At 68.0% G+C, this 20,891-nt stretch carries 16 protein-coding genes and 4 pseudogenes; 11 read left to right on the forward strand and 9 right to left on the reverse strand.

Translation table 11 applies throughout. From position 1 onward, the window contains the following. Nucleotides 1-225 precede the first annotated feature (225 nt). Nucleotides 226-1,215: a hypothetical protein gene (locus F7R91_RS34130; RefSeq protein ID WP_225320945.1), complete on the forward strand. Its 990-nt coding sequence runs from the start codon at nt 226-228 to the stop codon at nt 1,213-1,215. Between the two features lie 203 nt (nt 1,216-1,418). On the opposite strand, the pseudogene F7R91_RS43200 reads toward F7R91_RS34130, so the two are convergent. Beyond that, nucleotides 1,419-1,612, reverse strand: a pseudogene (locus tag F7R91_RS43200) (hypothetical protein); the annotation flags it as partial. Nucleotides 1,613-1,907: 295 nt separating this feature from the next. Here F7R91_RS43200 and F7R91_RS34140 point away from each other — a divergent pair. The 6 genes from F7R91_RS34140 to F7R91_RS34160 all read left to right on the forward strand — a co-directional run bounded on the left by F7R91_RS34140 (nt 1,908) and on the right by F7R91_RS34160 (nt 8,309). Then, a complete protein-coding gene (locus F7R91_RS34140) occupies nt 1,908-2,504 on the forward strand; it encodes a hypothetical protein (RefSeq protein WP_150956068.1) in 597 nt (198 codons plus the stop codon). Between the two features lie 68 nt (nt 2,505-2,572). Next, nucleotides 2,573-3,430 carry a class 1 isoprenoid biosynthesis enzyme gene (locus F7R91_RS42290; protein WP_191971755.1) on the forward strand — a complete coding sequence of 286 codons (858 nt, stop codon included), beginning with the start codon at nt 2,573-2,575 and terminating at the stop codon, nt 3,428-3,430. A gap of 14 nt (nt 3,431-3,444) precedes the next feature. Then, nucleotides 3,445-5,694, forward strand: coding sequence for a PEP/pyruvate-binding domain-containing protein (locus F7R91_RS34145; RefSeq protein WP_191971756.1), 2,250 nt, complete (start codon nt 3,445-3,447; stop codon nt 5,692-5,694). A 30-nt stretch (nt 5,695-5,724) separates the two neighbouring features. Next, complete coding sequence (locus F7R91_RS34150) at nt 5,725-6,603, forward strand: UbiA family prenyltransferase (protein ID WP_150956072.1); 879 nt, start codon at nt 5,725-5,727, stop codon at nt 6,601-6,603. An 18-nt stretch (nt 6,604-6,621) separates the two neighbouring features. Further along, a complete protein-coding gene (locus F7R91_RS34155; RefSeq protein ID WP_150956074.1) occupies nt 6,622-7,254 on the forward strand; it encodes a glycerol-3-phosphate acyltransferase in 633 nt (210 codons plus the stop codon). After that, on the forward strand, nt 7,251-8,309 hold the full coding sequence (locus F7R91_RS34160) for a polyprenyl synthetase family protein (protein WP_150956077.1): 1,059 nt from the start codon (nt 7,251-7,253) through the stop codon (nt 8,307-8,309). Before F7R91_RS34155 ends, F7R91_RS34160 begins: the two co-directional genes overlap by 4 nt. On the opposite strand, the gene F7R91_RS34165 is transcribed toward F7R91_RS34160, so the two are convergent. After that, nucleotides 8,261-8,923, reverse strand: coding sequence for a glycerol-3-phosphate acyltransferase (locus F7R91_RS34165; RefSeq protein WP_150956080.1), 663 nt, complete (start codon nt 8,921-8,923; stop codon nt 8,261-8,263). The genes F7R91_RS34160 and F7R91_RS34165 overlap by 49 nt on opposite strands. Before the next feature lie 391 nt (nt 8,924-9,314). Between F7R91_RS34165 and F7R91_RS34170 the strand changes: the two are divergent. Continuing rightward, nucleotides 9,315-10,575: pseudogene (locus tag F7R91_RS34170) on the forward strand (IS701 family transposase). A 1,034-nt stretch (nt 10,576-11,609) separates the two neighbouring features. On the opposite strand, the gene F7R91_RS34180 reads toward F7R91_RS34170, so the two are convergent. Then, entirely contained in the window at nt 11,610-12,203 is a 594-nt protein-coding gene (locus F7R91_RS34180) for a Uma2 family endonuclease (RefSeq protein WP_150956171.1), read from the reverse strand. Between the two features lie 899 nt (nt 12,204-13,102). Here F7R91_RS34180 and F7R91_RS44410 point away from each other — a divergent pair. After that, nucleotides 13,103-14,002, forward strand: coding sequence for a trypsin-like peptidase domain-containing protein (locus F7R91_RS44410; RefSeq protein ID WP_408056088.1), 900 nt, complete (start codon nt 13,103-13,105; stop codon nt 14,000-14,002). Nucleotides 14,003-14,093: 91 nt separating this feature from the next. Here the strand turns inward: F7R91_RS44410 and F7R91_RS42295 are convergent, their stop codons facing one another. After that, nucleotides 14,094-14,261: a hypothetical protein gene (locus F7R91_RS42295; protein WP_191971757.1), complete on the reverse strand. Its 168-nt coding sequence runs from the start codon at nt 14,259-14,261 to the stop codon at nt 14,094-14,096. A 609-nt stretch (nt 14,262-14,870) separates the two neighbouring features. Here F7R91_RS42295 and F7R91_RS34190 point away from each other — a divergent pair. Beyond that, on the forward strand, nt 14,871-15,215 hold the full coding sequence (locus tag F7R91_RS34190) for a helix-turn-helix domain-containing protein (RefSeq protein ID WP_150956083.1): 345 nt from the start codon (nt 14,871-14,873) through the stop codon (nt 15,213-15,215). A 401-nt stretch (nt 15,216-15,616) separates the two neighbouring features. Here F7R91_RS34190 and F7R91_RS34195 read toward each other — a convergent pair whose 3' ends face one another. From F7R91_RS34195 to F7R91_RS34210, 4 genes and pseudogenes are all read right to left on the reverse strand, one after another. Then, nucleotides 15,617-16,051 (reverse strand): DUF2267 domain-containing protein, encoded by a 435-nt coding sequence (locus F7R91_RS34195; RefSeq protein WP_150956174.1) that lies wholly within the window; start codon nt 16,049-16,051, stop codon nt 15,617-15,619. A 78-nt stretch (nt 16,052-16,129) separates the two neighbouring features. Next, nucleotides 16,130-16,519: pseudogene (locus F7R91_RS34200) on the reverse strand (DUF2267 domain-containing protein); the annotation flags it as partial. A gap of 107 nt (nt 16,520-16,626) precedes the next feature. After that, nucleotides 16,627-16,911 (reverse strand): annotated as a pseudogene (locus F7R91_RS34205) (Hsp20/alpha crystallin family protein); the annotation flags it as partial. 279 nt (nt 16,912-17,190) lie between these two features. Beyond that, on the reverse strand, nt 17,191-19,128 hold the full coding sequence (locus F7R91_RS34210; RefSeq protein ID WP_150956086.1) for a helix-turn-helix domain-containing protein: 1,938 nt from the start codon (nt 19,126-19,128) through the stop codon (nt 17,191-17,193). 118 nt (nt 19,129-19,246) lie between these two features. Here F7R91_RS34210 and F7R91_RS34215 point away from each other — a divergent pair, with 118 nt between their 5' ends. After that, entirely contained in the window at nt 19,247-19,444 is a 198-nt protein-coding gene (locus F7R91_RS34215) for a hypothetical protein (RefSeq protein WP_150956089.1), read from the forward strand. 634 nt (nt 19,445-20,078) lie between these two features. Here F7R91_RS34215 and F7R91_RS42300 read toward each other — a convergent pair. Continuing rightward, complete coding sequence (locus tag F7R91_RS42300) at nt 20,079-20,759, reverse strand: DUF4232 domain-containing protein (protein ID WP_191971759.1); 681 nt, start codon at nt 20,757-20,759, stop codon at nt 20,079-20,081. Nucleotides 20,760-20,891 lie beyond the last annotated feature (132 nt).

Consider the following 20,891-nt stretch of genomic DNA (forward strand, 5'->3'; position numbering starts at 1 on the left):
TTCCTGCCCACCGGCCTGCCATTCGGCTCACCCGAAGAAGCCCTCGACTGTGCCTGCGGCCTCTACCTCAACGACCCCACCGCCTGGACCACACCACCCTCCACGAACTAACGCGGAGCAGCACTAGTACTGGGTGCAGGACAGTGATTCATCGCGGCGGGCCAGGGAACCCCGGTTGGCTCCGGCTCCGACTCCGACTCCGACTCCGACTCCGACTCCGAGGAGATGCTGCTGGTGCCATCGGCGGACGGCAAGGGGATCGTCATGCGGCCGGAAACACTGCGTGAGGAGACCAGGCGGTCCGCCGCGAAGAAGGCGGCTTGTGGGTGCGGGCCGTTCGCCACGCGCCTGGCCGGCGGGGAGAAGAACGGGCGCAAACGGATGGCGACCGTCGGCGCGGTCTACGACCTCGCGCCGATGCCGCGTGAACCCGGCGATGTGATCAGAGGTGGCGACAACACAGATCGCACGGATCGCCCCGAACGCCCCAGGGCGCAGGCGAAGTGGCTGACCGCCTCCGTCGAACGCGACGCTGAACAGGTCATCGGCACGGTGTTCGACGAGGCCGAGCGCCGTGATCCTGACCGGGAGCGGGAATGGGTGATGCTGGTCGACGGTGCCCGCCACCAACTGGACCTGATCCATGATCAGTGCGACGCGCGCGGTGCGGAGGTGCGCATCTTCATCGACTTCGTTCACGTGCTGGAGTACACATGGGGCGCAGCCTTGTGCTTCTTCGCCAGGACCGACCCCGCCGCCGAGACGTGGGTCGGCGATATCGCGACGGAGATCCTTAAGGGCCGGGCCGAGCAGGTCGCCGACGACCTCGACGCCCGGCGCCTGGGGGTGGACAAGGCGGTCGGCTATCTGCGGGCCAAACTCCCCTACCTCGGCTACGACATCGCCCTCGCCGAGGGCTGGCCGATCGCCACAGGCGTGATCGAGGGCGCGTGCCGGCATCTGGTCAAAGACCGGATGGACATCACCGGTGCCCGCTGGGGCCTGCCCGGGGCCGACGCCGTCCTCAAGCTCCGCGCGGTGATCAGCAACGGCGACTTCGAGGAGTACTGGGAGCACCGCACGCAACGCGAGCACCTGCGGGTTCATACCATCCGCTACCGGCGACGGCCTCGCACTCACGGCGTGATCACCGTCCCTCAAGCCGAGCCGCACCCATTCGGGATCGGCCATCGCGCACAGATCTTCACCGCGTAGCAAGAAACACCAGGCCAGTACTACAGCCTCACTTCCTGGGCAGTCGATCGCATACGATCGGAAGCGGTCACTGCCTCGGAGCGCGGCAGGGAGCGGCGGCCTGCGGGGCACATCTGACCCCTTCCGGACACGGTCGCCGAGCGGGAAACGATCAGGTTCTATCACGAACTCGAAGATCTGCGGCTGCAGTACCAGGCCGACAGCAGGATTGACTCGCCTACCAGAACGGCCATCTGTGTGTCGTCCGTTGCCTCACCCGGCTCCCAGCGCCGCCTCCATCTCGCACACCGACTCCTGGCACAGGGAATCGGGCAGAGAACACACCCTGTGGCCCGAAAAGGCAGGCTCGCAATCGCTCGGATCCGAAGCAATGCACCCAGGTCACGCATGGCTCCAGGCTTCCGCACCGCGGGTCGCCGGCGGCGTCGCGGCGTCCGGTACTGGCTGGCGTGGGTATGGCGGCGCATATCGCAGTGATGCTCCGCGACATTTGCATAGAACGAATCTTCGAGTCGTTCAACCTATTGACCGCGGTGGGCGATGGGCGGGACCCTCCTTATCCGTGAGGGGGATCGGGGGCTGCAAGCATGCCCGAGAGGGTTATTCGGTACGTAGAGTCACCGGAGTATGCGAAAGACCTACGTGCTGTCCGCAAGATCTGGGCGGCCCCGAGGATGCTGGGTGGCGCAGGCATGTTCATCTTCACCACCTATGCGACCCTTCCCTTGCTTTCCCGTGTGGGATCGGTCGATGGGCATGGGGAAGCCCTGATGTTACGCAGGATCGTCGACGGTGGGCGGGAAAAGGAATTCTTGGTGGGTCTCCTGGGTATCGGTGACGAGACCGTACCGGACGGCGGCATAGCGAATCCCATGGTTCGCCGACTGCTCACCGATCTCGGCGAGCTTCACCGAGATCTGCACGGCATGCGCGGCGAGTATCTCGACTTTTTCGCCGGCATCATCGCCCTGTCATGTCTGCGGACCGGAAGTGCCTTGAAGCTGGTTCTCGACGTCGACGACTGCCGCCGCTACTGGCGGTATATGTGTCATTCCCTGACGCTCTTCGGGGCCGAACTCGGTGACCGAGAGACGGTTTCGGCAGCGTGTGAGCACTTCGTCGCTCAGCACGCCGGAGCCGATCGCCGGACGAGGGCTTACCTGACCCAACTGTTCGCCACCCATCCGGAGCACATGGCGACCTGCTCGCATGCGATGTTCCCCGAGAGCAGACGGGTCGTCGTCAGTACCATGTCGCCACACGTGCCTGCGCATTGGGCGATCCGATGACCGCGCTACCGCGGACTGGCGGTCGCGCGCGTACCGCACTCCGGTTGCTTCCCGTCTACGGGCGGCACTTGCTGTTCCGCCCCTACCGGACGGATCTGCCCCCCGCGGCAGGTGGCCGGGGCCGGGAGATCGCCGCCTACGACCTCTTCCTCAACCTTCTGCTGTCGGGCTTCGCCGAGTTCACTGGACGGCCGGTGCGGCAAGGAACGGCACAACTGCTCATCCTGGTCAACAGGATCGCATTCCTAATGGATGACGAATTCGAGCGCCGGATCGGGAGGGAATCCGTTCACTTCGACGATCTGGCCACGGCTGCGAACGTCGAACGTGCTATTGCGGACCTGCGGGCGTACTTGGGCAGCACCTGCGACCCTTCCCGGTGCGACCTGATCCGGCAGGCACTGCGTCAGACCGTCGACACGGAGTACCGGCGCTACGCGACGTCGATCGAGAATCGGCGGGCCGCTCCATCGGTGGACGATCTTCTGGAGGACGCTGGCGTGGACTGCGGTGCCGTGATGAGGCAACTCGCCGAGATCACGGGCCTGTTCCAGGGTGTCGACGCCCCGAAGGCCGCTTTGGACGACTTCTGTGCGCTCGGCCTTGCCTGCAGGTTTGCCGACGATCTGAGGGACTGGCAGAAGGACAGCGAGACAGGCGCTGGAAACATTCTCCTCTCCACCCTTGCCCGGCACCCGAATGAGGCTCGACGACTCACGGACGCACAGAAGCCGAGGACCCGGATGAACGAGAAACAATGGTGTCGGCTGTGTCCCACGGCGTTCGCCGAGTTCACGCGTCTTTACGAGGAGCACTACGCGCGCATTCGCTCGAAAACCCTGCGCATCGCCGCCGACTTGATGATGGAGCCGGGCCGCAGCGGTCATCGTGCCACGGCCGATGGTGTGACGGCTGCTCGGGCTTAGAGAGGGAATTCCGCATGGACAGACCGTCGGACGCGCCACCGACGACCGTGGCACTCACCGACGACCGGGCAACCGACACCCGGGTGAGCGGGCGCAAGGCGGCGATGCTGGCACAGTTGCTGAGGTCGGGTTTTCCCTGCGCCGACGGCATGGTGATTCCGGCTTGGATCCACCAGCACTTCCAGGAGCGTGGCAAGACCGGTTCGGACGACGGTGAAACGTCGGCACATCTTGAACGCGCCCTGGACGAGATCACGGACGTTCATCACTCGGACCTGCTCGCCGTCCGCTCCTCCAGCACCGTGGAGGACACGAACGAGGCGTCCTGCGCCGGCCTCTTCACGAGTGTGCTGGACGTCAGGGGAGCCACCGCCCTGCGAGCCGCCGTACTGAAGTGCTGGGGGTCCGCGGAGAACGTGGCTCTGCCTCAGCGCGAGAGAGTCACCGAAGCACCGCTAATGGCCGTCCTGGTGCAACGCATGCTTGAACCCGACGCCGCCGGCGCCGCGTTCGCCACCGACCCGAAGGATGGTGACACCACGGCCGTGTCCGTTTCCGCTGTGCGAGGCCGCGCGGACCGGCTGATGCAGGGCGAGACGGCCGCCGACGAGTGGACGGTGACGGTCTCTGCCGCCACCTGTGTGCGTAACTCATACGACGCGATCACGCCCGACCAGGCGGTCGCGATCGCCGAGCTGACCCGGCAGGTCTCCGCCCACCTGTCCTGCCGCGCCGAGGTCGAGTGGGCCCTCCTGGACGGCAGGATCACGCTGTTGCAGGCTCGGCCGACAGCCGCCGGCGACGAACACGCGGTCGCCTGGCCGGCGCCCCCGCGCGGCGAGTGGCGGCGGGACATCCGCCTCGGCGAATGGCTGCCCGAACCGGTGACCCCGCTGTTCGCCACATGGTTTCTGCCCACGGTGGATCTACGATTCCGGCGAGCGCAGTGGCAACGCAGTGGTGTCCTGGTGCCGAAGCCGTCGTACCGGCTCCTCCATGGCTGGTACTACCACTCGCCGCTGGGCGACCGCCGCTCCTCAGCGCTCCTCGAGGGGATGCTCGCGCATCCCGGCTTCGCCTGCGCCATGCTGGTCAGCAGACACCGGCCGTCGATCACGAACCGGATCGTCGTCGCGAAGCAGACGGCCGCCCTGGAGAACCACAGGCTGAGCTGTCGTGCGCTGCTGGGCACGGTGACGGCAGGCTTCGCCGCGATGTCCGAGCGTGTCGTGGTCGACTTCGTCAACCGTGTGATCGCGCTCGTGGGAGACTGCCTCTGGCCGATGTTCTTGGTGGGCGGCACTGCCTGGCGGGCGGAGGAGGCGCTGGCCAGCTACTACGAGAAGGCGATCCTCCCTGAGCTGGACGAGCCGTATCACGGGTTGCTGGTCGACCGGGAGCAGGCCGAAGCCGTCGCCCCGCACGCGGTGTCAACGCTCGACTGGTACCGACCGACCCTGGGCGAGGTCGCTGACGGCTCTGGCCCGCAGCCACGACCCGTGGTGTCCGAAGACGACGCCGACAGGCTCAAGGAGTTGTGCCTCGCGGTCCTCTCTCGGCGCAGGACGGACCCGGCAAGGTTCAACCGCCTGCTCACCCTTGCCCGGGACACGGCGCGCATGCGGCGGCGGTACACGGGGAACCTGACCGAACCGTGGCCGGCTCTGCGCCAGGCGCTCCTACGGCTGGGCACCGTGCTCAAGGAGAGGGGCGTGATCGACTGCCCGGAGCACGTGCACTTCCTGACCTATCAGGAACTGAGGACGGCACTGTCCCACGGCTCTCCCGCCCGCAGGCAGGAGCTGATCGCCCACCGGACCTCAACCTGGGCACGACAACGGGCTCTTCGGCCGCCTCTGAGTCTCGGTACCGCGGCGTACCTGCTGCCGCTGCTGCTAGGCCGTCCGGTCGTGGAGACGGACGGACGGATTTCTCCTGACGTGCTCGAGGGGATCGGTGTGAGCCCCGGAAGGGCAACCGGCAGGGCCCGGCTCGTCGATCACCCGGCGGGAGCGGAAGTGGCGGCCGGTGACATCCTCGTCGTCCGCTCCCTCGTCCCCGCACTGGCTCCACTGATCGCACGAGCCGGAGCCGTCGCCGCCGACGTGGGGAGTGTGGCCGCACACATGTCGGTCATCGCACGCGAGTACGGCGTACCCGCCGTTGTCGCACTGCACTCGGTGACGCAGGCCGTTCAGGACGGCGATGTCATCACCGTGGACGGCACGACGGGCCGTGTCCATCGACGCGGACCCGTCCGATAGGGCAGCGGGCGAGGAGACGGTATTCCATCCATGGTGCACAGCGCTTCACACAGCGGAACGGGGCAGCGGATCGTGGCCGCCTGCAGCATCGTACGGCCGATCACCTGCGCGCTGGCCGCACTGTCCGCGGCGTGCGGCGGCTACATCGCGGCGGACTCGCCGGGCGTGGGCCGGGGCCGCGGGGTCCTCGCCATGGTGTGCATGGCAGGGGTGATGGGTGTCGCGAACGCGGTCAACGACATCGCCGACCTGCCCGCCGACAGGATCGGCAAGCCCTGGCGGCCGATCGCCTCGGGGCGGGTTGATGTCCGTACCGCCCGGCTCGTGGTACTGGCATTGGTGGTGCTCACACTGACGATCGCCGCTGCGCTGGGCCCGGCCGAGACACTCTTCGCCTCTGCGCTCCTGTCCCTGGCCTTCGCTTATTCCTACCGGCTGAAGGACACCATCCTGGTCGGCAACCTCGTCGTCGCCGTCGTCAGCTGCGGCACTCTCCTGTTCGGCGCCCTGGTCTGCGGCGGAATGCCGCTGAGATCGTGGGTCGCCGCAGGGACCGTCCTGCTGTTCGTGGTCGGCTACGAGATCGTCAAGACGCTGCAGGACCGCGACGCCGACAGCAAAGCCGGCCTGCGCACGCTCGCCACCGTGTTCGAGCCCGGTACTAGCGTCGCCGCCTACATCGCCGTGGCCGCAGTTCTGTGTGCCGCCGTTTGCGGCATGGGCGCCCCGGTCAGCTCGGAGCCGTCACTGTTTCTCGTCTGCGTCGCTCCCTTCCTGATCGCGCCAGTGTGCTCGTGCGCCTACATCCTCTGGTCCTGGCCGGACCGGGACAGGTCGACGGCACGATCACTGCTCATCCTTCGACTGGCCTGGTTTCCAGGCCTGTTCTCCCTGACCCTGTTGAAATGAGATGGTGATGGATACCAGATGAATACGAGTCACATCGCACTGGTGACGGGCTATGTCGTCCTGAGCTACTTCATCGGCTGCATCTCGACCAGCTACTACGTGACGAAGACGCGCACCGGAAAGGACATCCGCGACCTCGGCAGCGGCAACGCCGGCGCGCAGAACGTGGGAAAGGTGCTCGGCCGCCCATGGTTCGTGGCCATCCTGTTGCTGGACATGCTGAAGGGCTACGTCGTCGTCCTCGGCGGTGTCCACATGGGACTGGGGGATGGCGTCGTCACCCTGGCGATCGTCGCCGTAGTCTCCGGGCACATCTGGCCGGCACAGATGGGGTTCAGGGGAGGAATGGGCATCGCCACCTCGCTGGGGGCCGTGCTGGCGTTCCACTGGCTCGTCATGGCCGGCATCGTGGGGATCTTCGCGGTCACCTACTTTCCGCAGGTGTGTAGCGGGCGCATCGTGGCACGCAAGGCGGCCGCCAGGAGCGCGGTCGCCGCGATCAACCTGACCGCTCTGTCGATGGTGCTGATGAAACAGCCGTTGATGAGCTGGCTCTCACTGATCATCCTCGGCTTCGTCCACTACGCGGCCTACCGCTCACGGCTAGCCAGGGGCTGGCCTCATCCAGCCAGAGACAAGGCGGCCGCATGAGTACCGGACTGCACATCCACTTCGCCGACCAGCTGCGCGGAATCGACGACCGCATGCGGGCCGGCTTCGAGTTCTGGCCCTGGGGGCACCGAGACCGGATGCGCGTTCTGGTGGAACGGCAACTGGCCCGGAAAGGAAAGCGACTTCGCTCGTTGTTCGCCTTGCTCTGCGGCGAACTTCTGGGCGGTACGCCGGAGAAGGCACAGCCGCTCGCGGCGGCCGTCGAGCTGTACCACGCCGCGTCGCTGGTGCTCGACGACGTCCAGGACAACGCCGTATTTCGTGACCGCGACCAGGCCGTGCACGTCAGCGAGAACGTCAGCAATGCGATCAACCTGGCATGCATCGTACGGTCGTTCTCGCACTATCCCCTCCACGGCAGCGATCTCACCCTGGCGGAGAAGGACGGAGTGCGGCGTCGGCTGGACACGATGGCGACACTGGTGCCTCTCGGGCAGAGCATGGACATCGGCTGGCACCAGGGCTGGTACGACTTCAGGTCCGTACCCTACGAGGAGCTGATCCGCCTGAAGACCGGCGCACCCTTCGCCTGTGTCGCAGCCGGCGCCGCCGTAACCAGCGGCAAGGACAGCGGAACGCACGCTGGGATGGAACGACTCGGCTACCGGGTCGGCATGCTGTACCAACTGGTCGACGACTACAACGACATGTTCCTGCACGACCAGGCCGCCGTACCGAGCGACCTGCAGGAGGGGAAGTTCACCAGACCTGTCGCGATCCTGATCGGACTGCTGTGCGCGGACGGCCGAGAGGGCGTCGCCGAACGCGTGGCGTCCCGGTTGAGGAAGCCCGACGGCGACGGTCCGCAGTGGATCCTGGACCTCATGACCGCCTGTTCCGTCGCCGCCCTCCTCGAGGAGGAGATCCAGGACAGCGCAGCCGACATCGAACGGGACGTCGCGGCCCTGTCGTCCGGCGGCCTTGACGCAACCGGCCGCATGACGGAGTTCGTCCGCTCGCTCGCCGCGATGATGGCCGAGCGGCCTCAACCGGTGCCCGCGGAGTCCCTGTCGTACAGGAGGCGTTCCACGTAGCGAGCCACGGGCAGGTCCGCGTGGACCTCCAGTTCGTTGCCGAGGATCCTCTTGGCCCAGATGGGTACCAGGACGGCCGCGACCGAGGGCAGGGCCGAACGGCGCTTCCGCGAGACCAAGGCGACCGAAAGCAGCAGGAGCTGGGAGGCAAAGGATCCCAGCCCGGTCTCCCGGCAGGCGTACCCGAGACCGGGACCACTGAGGATCACCACGGCCCCCTTCCAGTCGGTGCACAGCAACGCTCCGATGGCCGGCGTGATGCCGCGGCCCCCCGCTCCCTGAAGGAAGGGCGACCAGTTGTGCCCGGCGACGACGAGAGCCGCGTGCAGGGCCGGCGAGCGCCGGCCACGCCCGGCCAGCCTGATGGCGACGTAGCCCTTGGCAACGTCCAGCGCCGACACGATCAGAAACGGTGCCAAACCCGCAGCCCGATACGCCCCGGTCGCCGACACGGATTCCGGATGGACTGCACGAAGGTCGACCCCTGAGGCGCATTTCGCCACGAGGTGCGCGGACGGCAACGCGCCGATGAGGAACGAACACCCCACCCGCCACAGGCCCTCACCGATCCCCGCGACTCGCGTCGGGCCCCCGAAGACGACGGTGTCAGCCACTCACCACTCCCCAAACCCGGTCACCTCTGGCGCAGGGTAGCCTTTACCGGGATCACAACGGGCATGCGCGGCCCGGTCGGGCCTCGGGACTGGCGGAGTCGTGTACCAAACTGTCGCGTATTCCCCGCCTCGCCTTGGATTCCTGTGACTGTCCGTGACTGCTGCGTCCCTTGGCGATGGGGAATTCACCACGCTCGGATGCGCGACTCTCTCCGGAGCGGCGGGCCGCGCAGTCTCATCGGGCCCGTTGCCCAATTCGCCGACCCTTCACCCGACGAGGCGTGTTGAATGGCGTGGCTGAAGGTCCGCTACTCAACTGGTCATAGGGGCTTGTACTCAGCCTCAGATCTTGTGACTGGTGATCGGTGCTGATCGTTGTCCAGTCATGCTGATGGATGTGAGTGCGGAGCACGTTGAGGGCTGGGCAGAGGAACTGGCTGTCTTGACGGGCGGGTTGGGGCATCTGTTCGCCCGGCCGGAGCCGCGGGAGGTTTTCGCCGATCTTATCGAGGGGCTGCTGTCGGACCTGGGCCGGAAGAACGGCTGGACGATGGCCGGTCGGGCCGGGCATGCCACCCCTCACCGGATCCAGAAGTTCCTTGGTGAGGCCTCCTGGAGTGCGGACGCGCTGCTGGCCGAGGTGCAGGCTTATGTGGCACGGGAGTTGGGAGACCGGGGCGCGACGCTGGTGCTGGACGACACCCAGGTGGTCAAGAAGGGGAACCAGTCCGTCGGGGTCGCCTACCAGCACTGTGGGACGACCGGACGTCCGCAACTGCCAGGTCATGGTGATGCTCACCTACGCCGCCGCGAGCGGCCACACCTTCTACGACCGGCGCCTGTACCTGCCGGAGTCCTGGACGAGTGATCGTGAGCGGTGCCGGGCGGCCGGGGTGCCCGACGAGGTCGTCTTCGCTACCAAGCCGCGGCTGGGCATCGCCATGCTGGCCGGTGCGGTGGCCGGCGGGCTGCCGTTTTCCTGGGTGGCCGCGGACGCGGACTACGGCAAGGACCCCGCCCTCAGGTCCTGGCTGCACGATCAGCAGATCCGCTATGTGCTCGCGGTGCCGGTCACCCTGCCGGTTCATGGCCCGCCGGGCAAGCCGCGCCTGCCGAAGGTCGCGGCGGCCGGTGATCTGCTGCACTACGCCACGGTGCGCGAGCAGTGGGAGTGCCGCAGCCAGGGCGAGGGCTCCAAAGGGCAGCGCAGTTATGGCTGGGCCTGGTTCAATGTCGCCCTGCCCGGACAGACGCCGGCCGACGGCTTTGCCCACTGGCTGCTGATCCGCCGCAGCACCCAGAAGAAGCAACTGGCCGGCGGCCGCGTGGACTTCGAGTACGCGTACTTCCTCGTCCACGCCCCCGCCACCGACCCGGTCACCGAGGCGATCGTGAAGGCCGGAGTCCGCTGGAAGATCGAGGAGAACAACGAGCTTGCCAAGCAGATCACCGGGCTGGGCCAGTACCAGGTCCGCCGCTGGATCTCATGGCACCGGCACGTGACCTGCGCGATGCTCGCCCTGGCCTTCCTGACCGTCCAGCGCGCCCGCCACCCCGCCCCGGAACCAGAACCCGCGGACGAGCCCACCCGTCCGGACCCGGCAGACGAGGGAAAAGCGCAGGAGACGGCGGGAGGGAGCACGTTCCGCTGATCCGGCTGACCGTCCTGGCCCTCGCCTGTCTTCTCGCGGCCACCGCTCTGACCGCCCACCACAGCGACGCCTACCACCTCAAACAGCATCACTGGCGAGCCCTGCACCAGACCCGGGCCACCGTCAGCCACTACAAACGGCGCGGCGACCCTTTGCCCGCCCGCCTCCGCCCCTGGCGACAACCCGAGCAGAACCGATCACAACATCAAGATCTGAGGCTGTAGTACCAGATGGCCACTCCTATGGCCTTCTCATTTCAGTGCGCTGGGGATTCTCACACAGTGTCATCAGGACTCCTCACCCGATGTCACCACTCCTATGCTCTGACCAGGAGAGATGCATGACATTCAGATGAGAACCACAGGTGACACCGAGATGAGGAGTCGCACCCCGGCCTCCCGCCGGTCCCACAGCACCATCCCAGGCCCGCCTCGACGAGCCCGAATACCCCTGCCCACTTGACAAAACGCCCTACATATCAGGATCCGCGGATTCATCGACAATGAGGGCGTCTCATTGAGAACGGATTAGCAAATCCGCAATCCCATTGACAATGGCTACGCTCAGTGGCGGTCCTCGTCGGGATCTTTCGCCGGACCGCGGGCGGTGCCCGCCGTACGCACAAGGTTCCTACGGCGTCGATCCGGTACGAGGACGCGTCGGTATGTGAAGTACCGTTCCGGCAGCTGCGGTTGGCCGATTTCGTGGAGTCGAAGCCGTGGCGGGACGTTCGGTCGGTACGCGGCATGACCCACTATTGGGGCAAGTACGCGTCGGCGACGACGTGCGGGCACTTGGTCTATGAGAGCCGCGACGTAGGCCGTCAGAGATTCCATCCCGAACCAGGCGACCCGCATGCCCTGGTCGATGGCCTTGTGAGCAAGGGCCCCCGGCGAAGGTGGCTGTTGCCGACACCCAACGGGCCGGCGGCGAGGTTCTCCGCGCGGCGGATGTCCGTGCGTGTGGTCGCCCTACCCCGACACGGCTCAAGCCAGCTCAGCAGGCTGTTCCGTCTGCTCATGATCCTTTGGACATCAGCGGGTGCGTGGCACCAGGCTTGTCAGATCCATACCAATGTCGTATGGGACAGAAACGGTCAGCTGGTCGCGGTGGATGCCGGTGGCGACATACGCTCTGGTGGTCTCGTCCAGCTCGTAGGTATGCACGACTGGCAAGCCCTTTTCATCTTCCACACGCCAGTAGAACGGGATCCCGGCTTGTGCATATTTGAACGGCTTCAGTACCCGGTCCCGTCCGGCTGACTCTGCAGAAACCACTTCCACGACAAGGCTGACTTCTTCCGGCAGGTACCGCGTGCGATCGGGCTCGAAGGGCACTCGCACAGCAAGGACGTCAGGCTCGGGCCGGTTGATCTTGTCAAGTTTGATCGTCATCTCGCGGTCGACATCGAAGCCCTCCGGAGCCAGCTGGCGAAGGGTCACCGCCAAGTTTTCGACGACCCGGGAGTGCCAGGACCGCTGCGGGGACATCATGAAGATCAGGGCTCCGTCAATCAGCTCAGTATGGCGTGGTAGGTCAGGGACCTGATCGAGATCATCGGCCTCCCACCCGCTGGGCCTAGGGGGCTGCATCCAGGGAGGCAGTGCATCCCATGCTGGGGTGCTCATGGACGTCTCCTTGCCTTCAGCTTCGAGCCCTACCGTAGCTGAGGAGAATCCGGTGCACCCGCGTTCTGCGGCGATCTTCACTCCGCCATCAGACTGCGAATAACGCACGCGGCCCCGCGACGGATGCCACAAGCGGCGCTCGCGGCCCCCAGCAACCGTTCAGCGCCAGAGTGCTTGCTGGTTCTGTCAGCGTGGCCACTGATCAGGCAAGGCCAGGTGTCGTTAGCCAGAGGAGCACGATGAGCGAAGGGACTCGCGGCTCTGACGGCGATACCAGCCGCTCGCTGCGTGGTGGGTACGGTTCGTGCGACTGGGCGGCGTAGGGCGACATGGCGTCGCCGTGCGGGCAGTCGTGCGGGGCGGCGGGTGGGCATTCGGTTCGCGCAGGACGGGCTGTCCGATGGCGCCGAGGTCGTCCGGGAGCGTCGGCGAGAGTGATGCTGGCGGCGATGACGACCTGGTCGCGGGCGGTCTGGAGGGCGATGGTGAAGCCGTCCCGGTCATGCGCAACACCGAAGCGCGCGAGTGACACGTCGAGATCCATGACTGCCTCGACGCAGACGTCCCCCTCCTGGAGCGCATGCACCCTAAACGCCGCCGCATCCTCGAAACGCCGCGGCTTCACCCCACCACTTCAGAGAACCTGCCGCCCACGCCGTCCCGGGCGTCTGTCCCCATTGCTCGGCGCCCCGGTCCGTGGCTCCGGCGCCGAACGTGGCCGAGGTACGGGCCTGAGCCCGCGAACAGGGCATGGACGTACCACCGCGCGGCAGACTCCGCACCCAGATCTGGGACGCCTGGTGCCGAAGCTGGTGTCCAGGGGCCGTCACCCCGAGGTGTCCGGGCAGGCCGGTGCTCAGGAGCGCTGAGGGGCTCGAGGTCACTCGCGCGGTCGAGTCATCGTCGAGCCTGCCGGGGAGCCCGGACGCCGGGGCTCCGGCTACCGGATCACTGGCGGCACGGTAGGGACCGCCTGCCATGTGGTTGCCGGAGCGGCGGTGGTGCGGGTGCGCTGCAACGCCGACACTCCCGAGGAGTCGACGCGGGACGCGCGTGTGCTCGCCGCGGACGGCGACCTCGCTCTCCTGGCCGTCGACCGGGCCGACGAGCTGACCCCCGTCCGCTTCGGCCGTGTTCTGGAGCGGGACGCCGTGATTGCCTGTACCGGTCTCGGTTTTCCCCGGTTCACGTTCCGCGGCGACGCGTCGGGGACCTACCGGGATGTGTGCCATCTGGTCGGTTCCGCGCCGGTGCTGTCGAACCGACGCAGCGGCACCCTGGAGATCACGGTTGCGAGCCCGCCGGAGCCCGACCCCGATCCGGCACGGTCGGCCTGGGAGGGCATGTCGGGCGCGCCGGTCTTTGCGGCGGGCCGCCTCGTCGCCGTCGTCAACGCGCATCACGCTCTCGAAAGGCGCGGGCAGGCTGGAGGCACACCGTATCGCCGTCCTGTATCGCCGCAGCGCCCGCGAGTTCCGCGACATCCTCGGGCTGCCGCCCCGGGCCGAGGACACCCTCGACGTCCTGCCGCCGGTGAGCCGGTCCTTGGAACGGGAGGCGCACCAGGCCGAGGTCGCGTCCATCGCCCCCCTGCGCCTGGTCGACCGGGACGCCGAGCTGGCGGAGCTCACCGAGTTCTGCTCGGACCCGGACTCCTATCTGTGGTGGCAGGCGGGCCCGTGGGCCGGCAAGCCTGCTCTGGTCTCGTCCTTCGCGCTCGCCCCGCCCGACGGTGTGCCATCCGCATCCGGATGCAGCAGACGCAGGCGGTCCGCCTGGCCCCCGCCGCCTTGCGCTGACCTCGGACTACCTCTCACTCGCTGGCAACGGCGACATCCCGCAGCGTGGCGCGGTCTGTGCACGGCACTCGCGCGGCCAGCAGGGGCTGGCCTATCTGCCGCCGCCGTGGCGCGGGGCGTTGGTGGTGAGCTCGGAGACCACGAGTGCGGGGGTTTCCGCCGTCCAGGGGGCCGCGGCCGGGTCCAGCTGGTCGGCGAAGGCGCGGGCGATGTCACGCGCGTGAGCGAGAGCGGCGGGGCTGTCGCCTTCGACAACCACAGAGGCCCTGGGGATTCGCGTGCGTTCGTCTGCGTGCCAGTCATGCGCTGCCACCTCGCCGTTGGCTCGGTTGTGCCGTCAGGCTCAGCGTGTGCCCGCCCGCCGGGGCTTCAACCGGGACGGCACTCTTACGGGCGTACTTGCGGCAGAAGCCCGAGCATGGGCTCGCAAGAAAACCTGTCGTGGTCACAGTAGACATTTCCTCGTCGCAGGGTTATTGTTTCTGGCGTACCCAGGAAGTCGATGAGGGCACAGCAGAGATGAACTGCCGTGCATGCAGGTCAAGCAGGACGCGGCCCCTCCCCCAGGGGTTGCGAGCAGTACCCGCGGTATCCAGCAGTACGACCGTGTAACCGAATGAGGTAAGGAGCAGACGCCATCAGGATCGCCCGGGCGAGGAAGAAGTCCGCCCGGGTACCGCAAGGCCCCGGATTGGAAGGTGGTCCCCGGTCACGCATCCGCGATCCCCGCAGCCCCGCCCTCCCAGGCAGGCTCTGCGGACACAGAAGCCCGGCGCAGTCGGCCGGTAGATGGTGTTGAAAGCTCGGGGCCCGAGGCGCCAGTACGGCGCCCCGGGCCCCCCGACGTGTCCCCTGAAAGAAGAGGTCTATGCCCCCTGCCAGTCCCCGTCCCGTCGACAATCTCGACGACGACGACTACCCCGCCTACACCATGGGCCGGGCCGCCGAGATGCTCGGCACCACCCCCGCCTTCCTCCGCGCCCTGGGCGAGCACCGCCTGATCGCCCCGCTGCGCTCCGAAGGCGGCCACCGCCGCTATTCCCGCTACCAGCTGCGCATTGCCGCCCGCGCCCGCGAACTCGTCGACCAGGGCACCCCCATCGAGGCCGCCTGCCGCATCGTCATCCTCGAAGACCAGCTCGAAGAAGCCCAGCGCATCAACGAGCAACTGCGCACCCAGGGCGGCGAGGCACAGCCGAAGACCACGGCCTGATCACCATGCCGGGCGGCAGGCGGACCACACCGACCGCCGGCGAGCGAAGCCGCCTTCAACACGGTTCCTCCGTGGATACCCCCGCCTTCAGGCGGGGGAGGAAACGGACTCCTGCGAAGCAGGGCAGGGAAAGCCGATGCGCCGCCAGGGCGGATCGGCGTTCACCGCCAACCGCCCGCAGGCGAGTGGTAGTTTGTGTGCCGTCCGGGCAGTGGAAACCAAGCTGGCCGGGTCTACCGCCGGGCTGGCGGGATGTCAGGTCTGTGGAGCCGGCGCAAGACTGCTGGGCGTACCCACGTCCCTTGCCGTTCGTTCGGGGCAGCTGCTGTCTGGGAACCCGCGAGGGTCGAATCCCCCTGCTTCAGCTGGGGGAGAAGTCAACACAGTGCGATGGCACGCGCTCAGGCCACTTGGGTGGGTTCGGCGCGGCCGAACAGCAGCGCGTAGCCGCCGGGGAGCTGGCGCAGGATGCGGGTGAGCAGGTCGGGGCCGGCCAGGGCGGCGACGGCGGCGAGGACGGAGCCGGTGTCCCAGCGGGTGGTGGCCAGGGTGGCGTCGCTGCGGGTCGCGAGGTCTTTGACGAAGGCCCAGCCGGTCAGGGGCTGGCTGTCGGGGATCTGTTCGGTGAAAAGGCGTGCGGCCTGGAGGGGCAGGCGGGCGGCCAGTTCGACGCGTTCCTCGCCCGTCACCTGGCGTCCGAGGCCGGAAAGGACGAGTCGGATGGCTTGCTCGGCCCGTTCCCGGGTGGGATAGGCGCCGTCGTAATGGACCTTGCCCAGCATCTGCTCGAACGTCATCACAGGCAGGTGCTGGATCGATGCACGTCGGTCGGCCATCACTGCGGTGGTTGCCCTTTTCTCGCGGTGGTGCCGGTGCCCGCAGGTGTGCGGGTACCGGGTGTGGGGGTGGTCAGGTGGGCTGGGGCGGCCGAAGAGCAGGTCGTAGCCTGCGGGGAGCTGGAGCAGGATGTGCCCCAGCAGGTCGTCAGCGGCGGCGTCGGCGACCGTGCTGAGGCCGGCGCTGACGTCCCAGGTAGCGGTCTGCTCGGTGGCCCCCTCGAGCCAGGCTGCCGTCGCCCTGATGAACCGCTCCCGGGGCAGCGGTTCGGCGCTTTGCAGCGGGTTGAGCAGGATCAGGGCGAAGGCTTCCGGCAGGCGCGCCGCCAGCTGGGCGCGGACCTCGCCAGCCAGGTGGGCGCCCAGCAGGGCGAGGACCACGCGGGTCGCGCGTTCTGTTTCCTGCTCACTTTGGTACTCGCCGCGCTCCTTGACCTGGTCGAGGAACGCTTCGATGCGCAGGGTCACCTCGGCCGCCGCCCTTCTTCGGCTGCTGTGCTCCGTGGGTGCGGAGGGCGGGGTGAGGGGGGAGATCATGCCCGCCCTCCGCCGTTGACCGACCCGGGGCGCCGGGCTCAGCCGGAGATCTCCTTGCGGGAGGATTCCCCGCCGATGGCGATCTTGCGGGGCTTGGCGCGCTCGGCGATCGGGATGCGCAGGGTGAGCACCCCGGCGTCGTAGTCGGCCTTGATGCGGTCGGTGTCGAGCGTGTCGGCCAGCACGATCTGGCGGGAGAAGACGCAAAGCGGTCGCTCGGAGAGTTCCATCTGCACGTCGTCGGCCTTCGCCACGGGCCGACGCTCGGCCCTGACGGTCAGCATGTTCCGCTCGACGTCGACGTCGATCGCCTCCGGGCTGACCAAGTTTCCACGTGATCTTGGACACTCGATCTCTATCACAAGGTCTTCGGCTATTTCGCCCCGGCCGAGGCCAGGCAGCGCCACACGCCCTCGCGGCAGCCTCCTCGCTTATCTAGGGGTATCGGTTGATCTGCGCAGTTCAGGCGGCCTTTGGCGTGTGCAGGCATGTTAGGCACGTACGGAAAGTGGTTCGCTCGAACCACTTCGTGGACGCTCGTTCGAGCGCGGCGGTGCGCCACGCGGAAAGCAACGAGGCTGAGTAGGTCTGCGGGTCGCCGCTCACCACACGTCTTCACCATGTGGTGCCAGATAGCGGTCAAGCGGTGAGTGGCACGTGGAACATTGCCATGGCCGCGTGGGCGTGCCATCTGGGTCTAGGCCGTCGGGCCACCTCGTTGCGAAGGTCCGCCCGAAATTGAATGTCTCTAAAGGGTCGTCCGTACGAAGGTCGGCAGCCTGCCGGTAGAGGTGCTCAGCACCTTCCCAGTCGCCGGCCTCCTCCCGCATCGTGGCCAGGCAGGACAGGGCATTGGTGCTGCCGTGGTCGGCAGCCTGCCGGTAGAGGTGCTCGGCGCCCTCCCAGTCCCCGGCCCGCTCCCGCATTAGGGCCAGGCGGTCCAGGGCGTCGGAGTCGCCGTGGTCGGCGGCCCGCCGGGCGAGGTGCTCGGCACCCTCCCGGTCCCCGGCCTCCTCCCGCAGCAGGGCCAGGCGGAACAGGGCGTCGCCGCTGCCGTGGTCGGCGGCGCGGTGTCGGAGGTGGTGGGCCCATTGCAGGCGGTGCCGGGCCTGGGCTGCCTGGGCGAGGTTGTTCAGGGCGTCGGGGTGGGTGAGGTGGGTGAGGGCGGCGTGCCAGAAGGAAGCGGGCGGACACAGCGGTCTGCGGGCGGTGCGGCCGTGTTGTTCGAGGTAGTCGGCGAGCCGGAACATCGGCCCCGCAGTCGCCGGGGGCGGGATGTCGGCAGGCGGGGAGGGCATGGGCGGTCGTCGTCGGGGCCGGGGAGTGGTGTTGCGCAGCGGGGCCTGTTTGCCGTGGACCAGCTCAGCGAGTTCGGCAAAGGCCTGTTCGGCCCAGTCCTCGGTGAGCTGGTCGTAGTCGGTTTCGGTGAGATAGTCGGCGGCAGCGTCGATGAGAAATGCCTGCGGCAGGTAGAGGCCAACACCGAGGCGGCGCGCGTCCATCGCCGCCTCCAGCACAGCTCTGGCCGCAGGGGTCGCTCGTTCGTAGCGGTTGAGCAGCTCGGGGGCACCGGCCAGGTCCTGAGTCACTCGCCCGTCGGCGTCGGCGCGGGTCAGGGCATCGGCCAGTAGCCGGTCACCCTCCCGGGCGAGGGCTGCCGCGGTGGCCAGCGCCTGGGCGTCGAACGCTTCGGGGACGGTCAGCGTGCGGCCGGACAAGAGTTCCCGCACCCGGCTGTGCGGGTCTTTCCTCTCTGGGGAGGGCATGGCGGCGTAGCGGGCGGCGTACTCGGGCCAGAGGGTGCCGAGTACCAGCACCGGACCACGCTCCGGGGTGGTGAGCAGGCCATGGAGTACGGCGGCGATGCGCTCACCGGCCTCCCGGTCGCCGAGGTAGTGCTGGGCTTCGTTCAGCCACACCACGGTTTTAGGAGCGACACGGTGCAGGTCATCGAGAGCGGCCTCGGCGCGGGTGGGATCGAAGGGATGCCAAAGCCTCCACCCCATGTCCGCGAGCGGCTGCACAGCCTCCCAGCACGCCCGTGTCTTGCCCGTCGACGAACCGCTCACCAGGACCACCATCCGGCTGCGGCCGGCCGCAGCGTCCCGCACCGCTTCCGCCAGCAGCAGGTCATGCCCGCGCTCGACGTACCCCGGCAGCACCCGCGCCCCCGGCGCATCCCTGCCGGGAACGATGCTGTTGGGCCCCGCCGGATGGACTTCCAGAGCGTGCGGCTCCCACAGCCCGATCGGACGGCCCGGGACCGGCCGCTTTCCTCCCCAGCCTCCGTCCACATCCCGCTGTAAAGCCAGCAACTCCCCGACAGGCAGCTTAAACGCGCGGGCCAGTGCCTCCACCGTGTGCGCCGAGGGCACCGGCCCGCCGACCTGGAAGGCCTCCGACACGGTCGTACGCCCCAGCCCCGACCGGCGGGCGAGTTCCGTCTTGTTGATCCGGTTGCGGGCCAGCCCGTCGCTCAGCTTCCCGCGCAGCTGTGCGAGTGCCGGATTGTCGCCGTTACCGTTCCGCTCGTACTGCACCCGCTCGCCCCCGCAAAACCGTGTTCGCCGTGTTCAATCTTCTCCCGGCGAACCCCGGTGAACAGGGTTTCCGCGACTTTCGACCACGACACCCCACCTCGTGAACCGGGAGCCTGCCGTGACCGTCGCCGTCGCCCTCCTCACCACCGCACTCGTGATCGTCATCGCGCTGCTGGCCGCCGCCGGCGCGGGCAAACTCGCGCGCCTGGACGGCGCCACCTACCCGGCCGCCCTCACCCGAGCCACCACCGCCTTCGCCGCGGTCATCACCCTCGCCGCTGCGGTGGCGGGCGCCCTCGCCGCCCTCTTCGCCTGAACCAGCCCACCGCCGCAAGACCGACGGCCCAAAGCCCGCACCCAGTACCGCACCACTGATGGAGAACTCCCGTTCCAGGTCGTCGCGTCCCGAAAGGTGTTCGAGTCGAAACATCCGAACCGAAGAGGTCGGCGCGTACAGCACGAACATCCCGTACGTGCCTGAACAGCCCCCAGATACCCGTCAGGCACGCCGCATGCAGGCCACTTGTCTCACATGCCTGAGACTCAATCCGAACCCGAGATAAGCGCAGCCGGCGCCACATCCCTGGTGCAGAGCTGGGGCACGACTGGATCCGCCAGGACGAGCAGGACGCCCCCGCGCCGATGCGCTCGTTCGCCGGCTTCCTCCGCCAGGACCTCGACGAATGGAGCTCCGGCAAGGCCGAAGGCAATGTGAACCGGGTCAAAACGCCTCTGTCGTGCACCGGACCACTCGGCAGGTGCGCCCTGCCCGGGCGAGGGCGGCCGTGCCGGCGGACTTCAGGGGGTGGGTCTTGGCCAGATGCAGTGGTGCGCCCGCCTTGACGGTGGCCCGGGTGAGGTGGCCGACCCGCGGCCTTCAAACGTGAGCACTCTCAGCTCCGCCACCTCGGCGGACCACGGCCAACCGTGTACTGGGTCAGCAGCGCCTGTCAGAGGTGGAATGCACCGAACTTCACATCGGTTCCGCAGACGTTGAAGGTGGTGGGGGACGCGGCGGCGTTGACGACGACAACAGTGCCGGCGGTGTCATCGGGCAGGGCGATGTCGACCTCCGACGCCTGGAGAGCGCACACGTCGCGGGCGGACTGGCTGCCTTCGAAATTGAGGTCGGTGTAGAGCACTTCGGCGGTGGCCGTTGCGCGGGGGGCGAGGTCGACGGCTTCGGTTCCGCCGGCGGAGTTGTCCGTCTCGACGGGGGCGCTCTTGCCGTGGTCGTCCTTGGCGGTGAGGGTGGTGGCGCCGACGATGGTGCACGGCTTGTCGGGCGCGTTGGTGATCTTCACGGTGGCGGCCGCAGGCTCGGACTCGGAGGCATGCGCGGCCGCTGCCACGAACGAAGCCGTGGTCGATTCCACGGTGCAGGCCGCGGTCGCCTTGTCAACCCCGTCCGCTCTGCCGGAGCCGCGCGCCCCGTGCGGCGCGCTCTTGCCAGCGGGACTGCGGTGACCGTGCCTGCTCCGGCCTTCCCTCCCGCTGCGGTGTCCGTGGACGCCCCCGGCGTGCCAGCGGCAGACAGAGGCGGACGAGCCGCCTGCTGCCTTGTCCTCGCCTCCCTGGCAGGCGGTGAGGCCGAATCCGGCGACGAGCATGACTGCAGCGGCGGCGGTCATGCGAACTCGCAGGAAATTTACCCGAGTTACTGGTGTGTCGTGTCGTGGGGAAACACGTCGCGCTCCGCGCGCCCCTTCCGGCGGCACGCCGTGGCAAGAGTCACAGGCGGCGACGTACAGGGCGGGGCAACC

Origin of the sequence: Streptomyces luteolifulvus, from assembly GCF_008806595.1 — a bacterium.
Classification (GTDB): domain Bacteria; phylum Actinomycetota; class Actinomycetes; order Streptomycetales; family Streptomycetaceae; genus Streptomyces; species Streptomyces luteolifulvus.

Excerpts from the sequence above, each read along its gene's own strand:
- F7R91_RS34190 (WP_150956083.1), top strand. The coding sequence starts at position 14,871 with ATGCCCCCTGCCAGTCCCCGTCCCGTCGACAATCTCGACGACGACGAC.
- F7R91_RS34140 (WP_150956068.1), top strand. The coding sequence starts at position 1,908 with ATGTTCATCTTCACCACCTATGCGACCCTTCCCTTGCTTTCCCGTGTG.
- F7R91_RS34150 (WP_150956072.1), top strand. The coding sequence starts at position 5,725 with ATGGTGCACAGCGCTTCACACAGCGGAACGGGGCAGCGGATCGTGGCC.
- F7R91_RS34160 (WP_150956077.1), top strand. The coding sequence starts at position 7,251 with ATGAGTACCGGACTGCACATCCACTTCGCCGACCAGCTGCGCGGAATC.
- F7R91_RS34155 (WP_150956074.1), top strand. The coding sequence starts at position 6,622 with ATGAATACGAGTCACATCGCACTGGTGACGGGCTATGTCGTCCTGAGC.
- F7R91_RS34130 (WP_225320945.1), top strand. The coding sequence starts at position 226 with ATGCTGCTGGTGCCATCGGCGGACGGCAAGGGGATCGTCATGCGGCCG.
- F7R91_RS34145 (WP_191971756.1), top strand. The coding sequence starts at position 3,445 with ATGGACAGACCGTCGGACGCGCCACCGACGACCGTGGCACTCACCGAC.
- F7R91_RS42300 (WP_191971759.1), bottom strand. The coding sequence starts at position 20,759 with ATGACCGCCGCCGCTGCAGTCATGCTCGTCGCCGGATTCGGCCTCACC.
- F7R91_RS34195 (WP_150956174.1), bottom strand. The coding sequence starts at position 16,051 with ATGGCCGACCGACGTGCATCGATCCAGCACCTGCCTGTGATGACGTTC.
- F7R91_RS34180 (WP_150956171.1), bottom strand. The coding sequence starts at position 12,203 with ATGAGCACCCCAGCATGGGATGCACTGCCTCCCTGGATGCAGCCCCCT.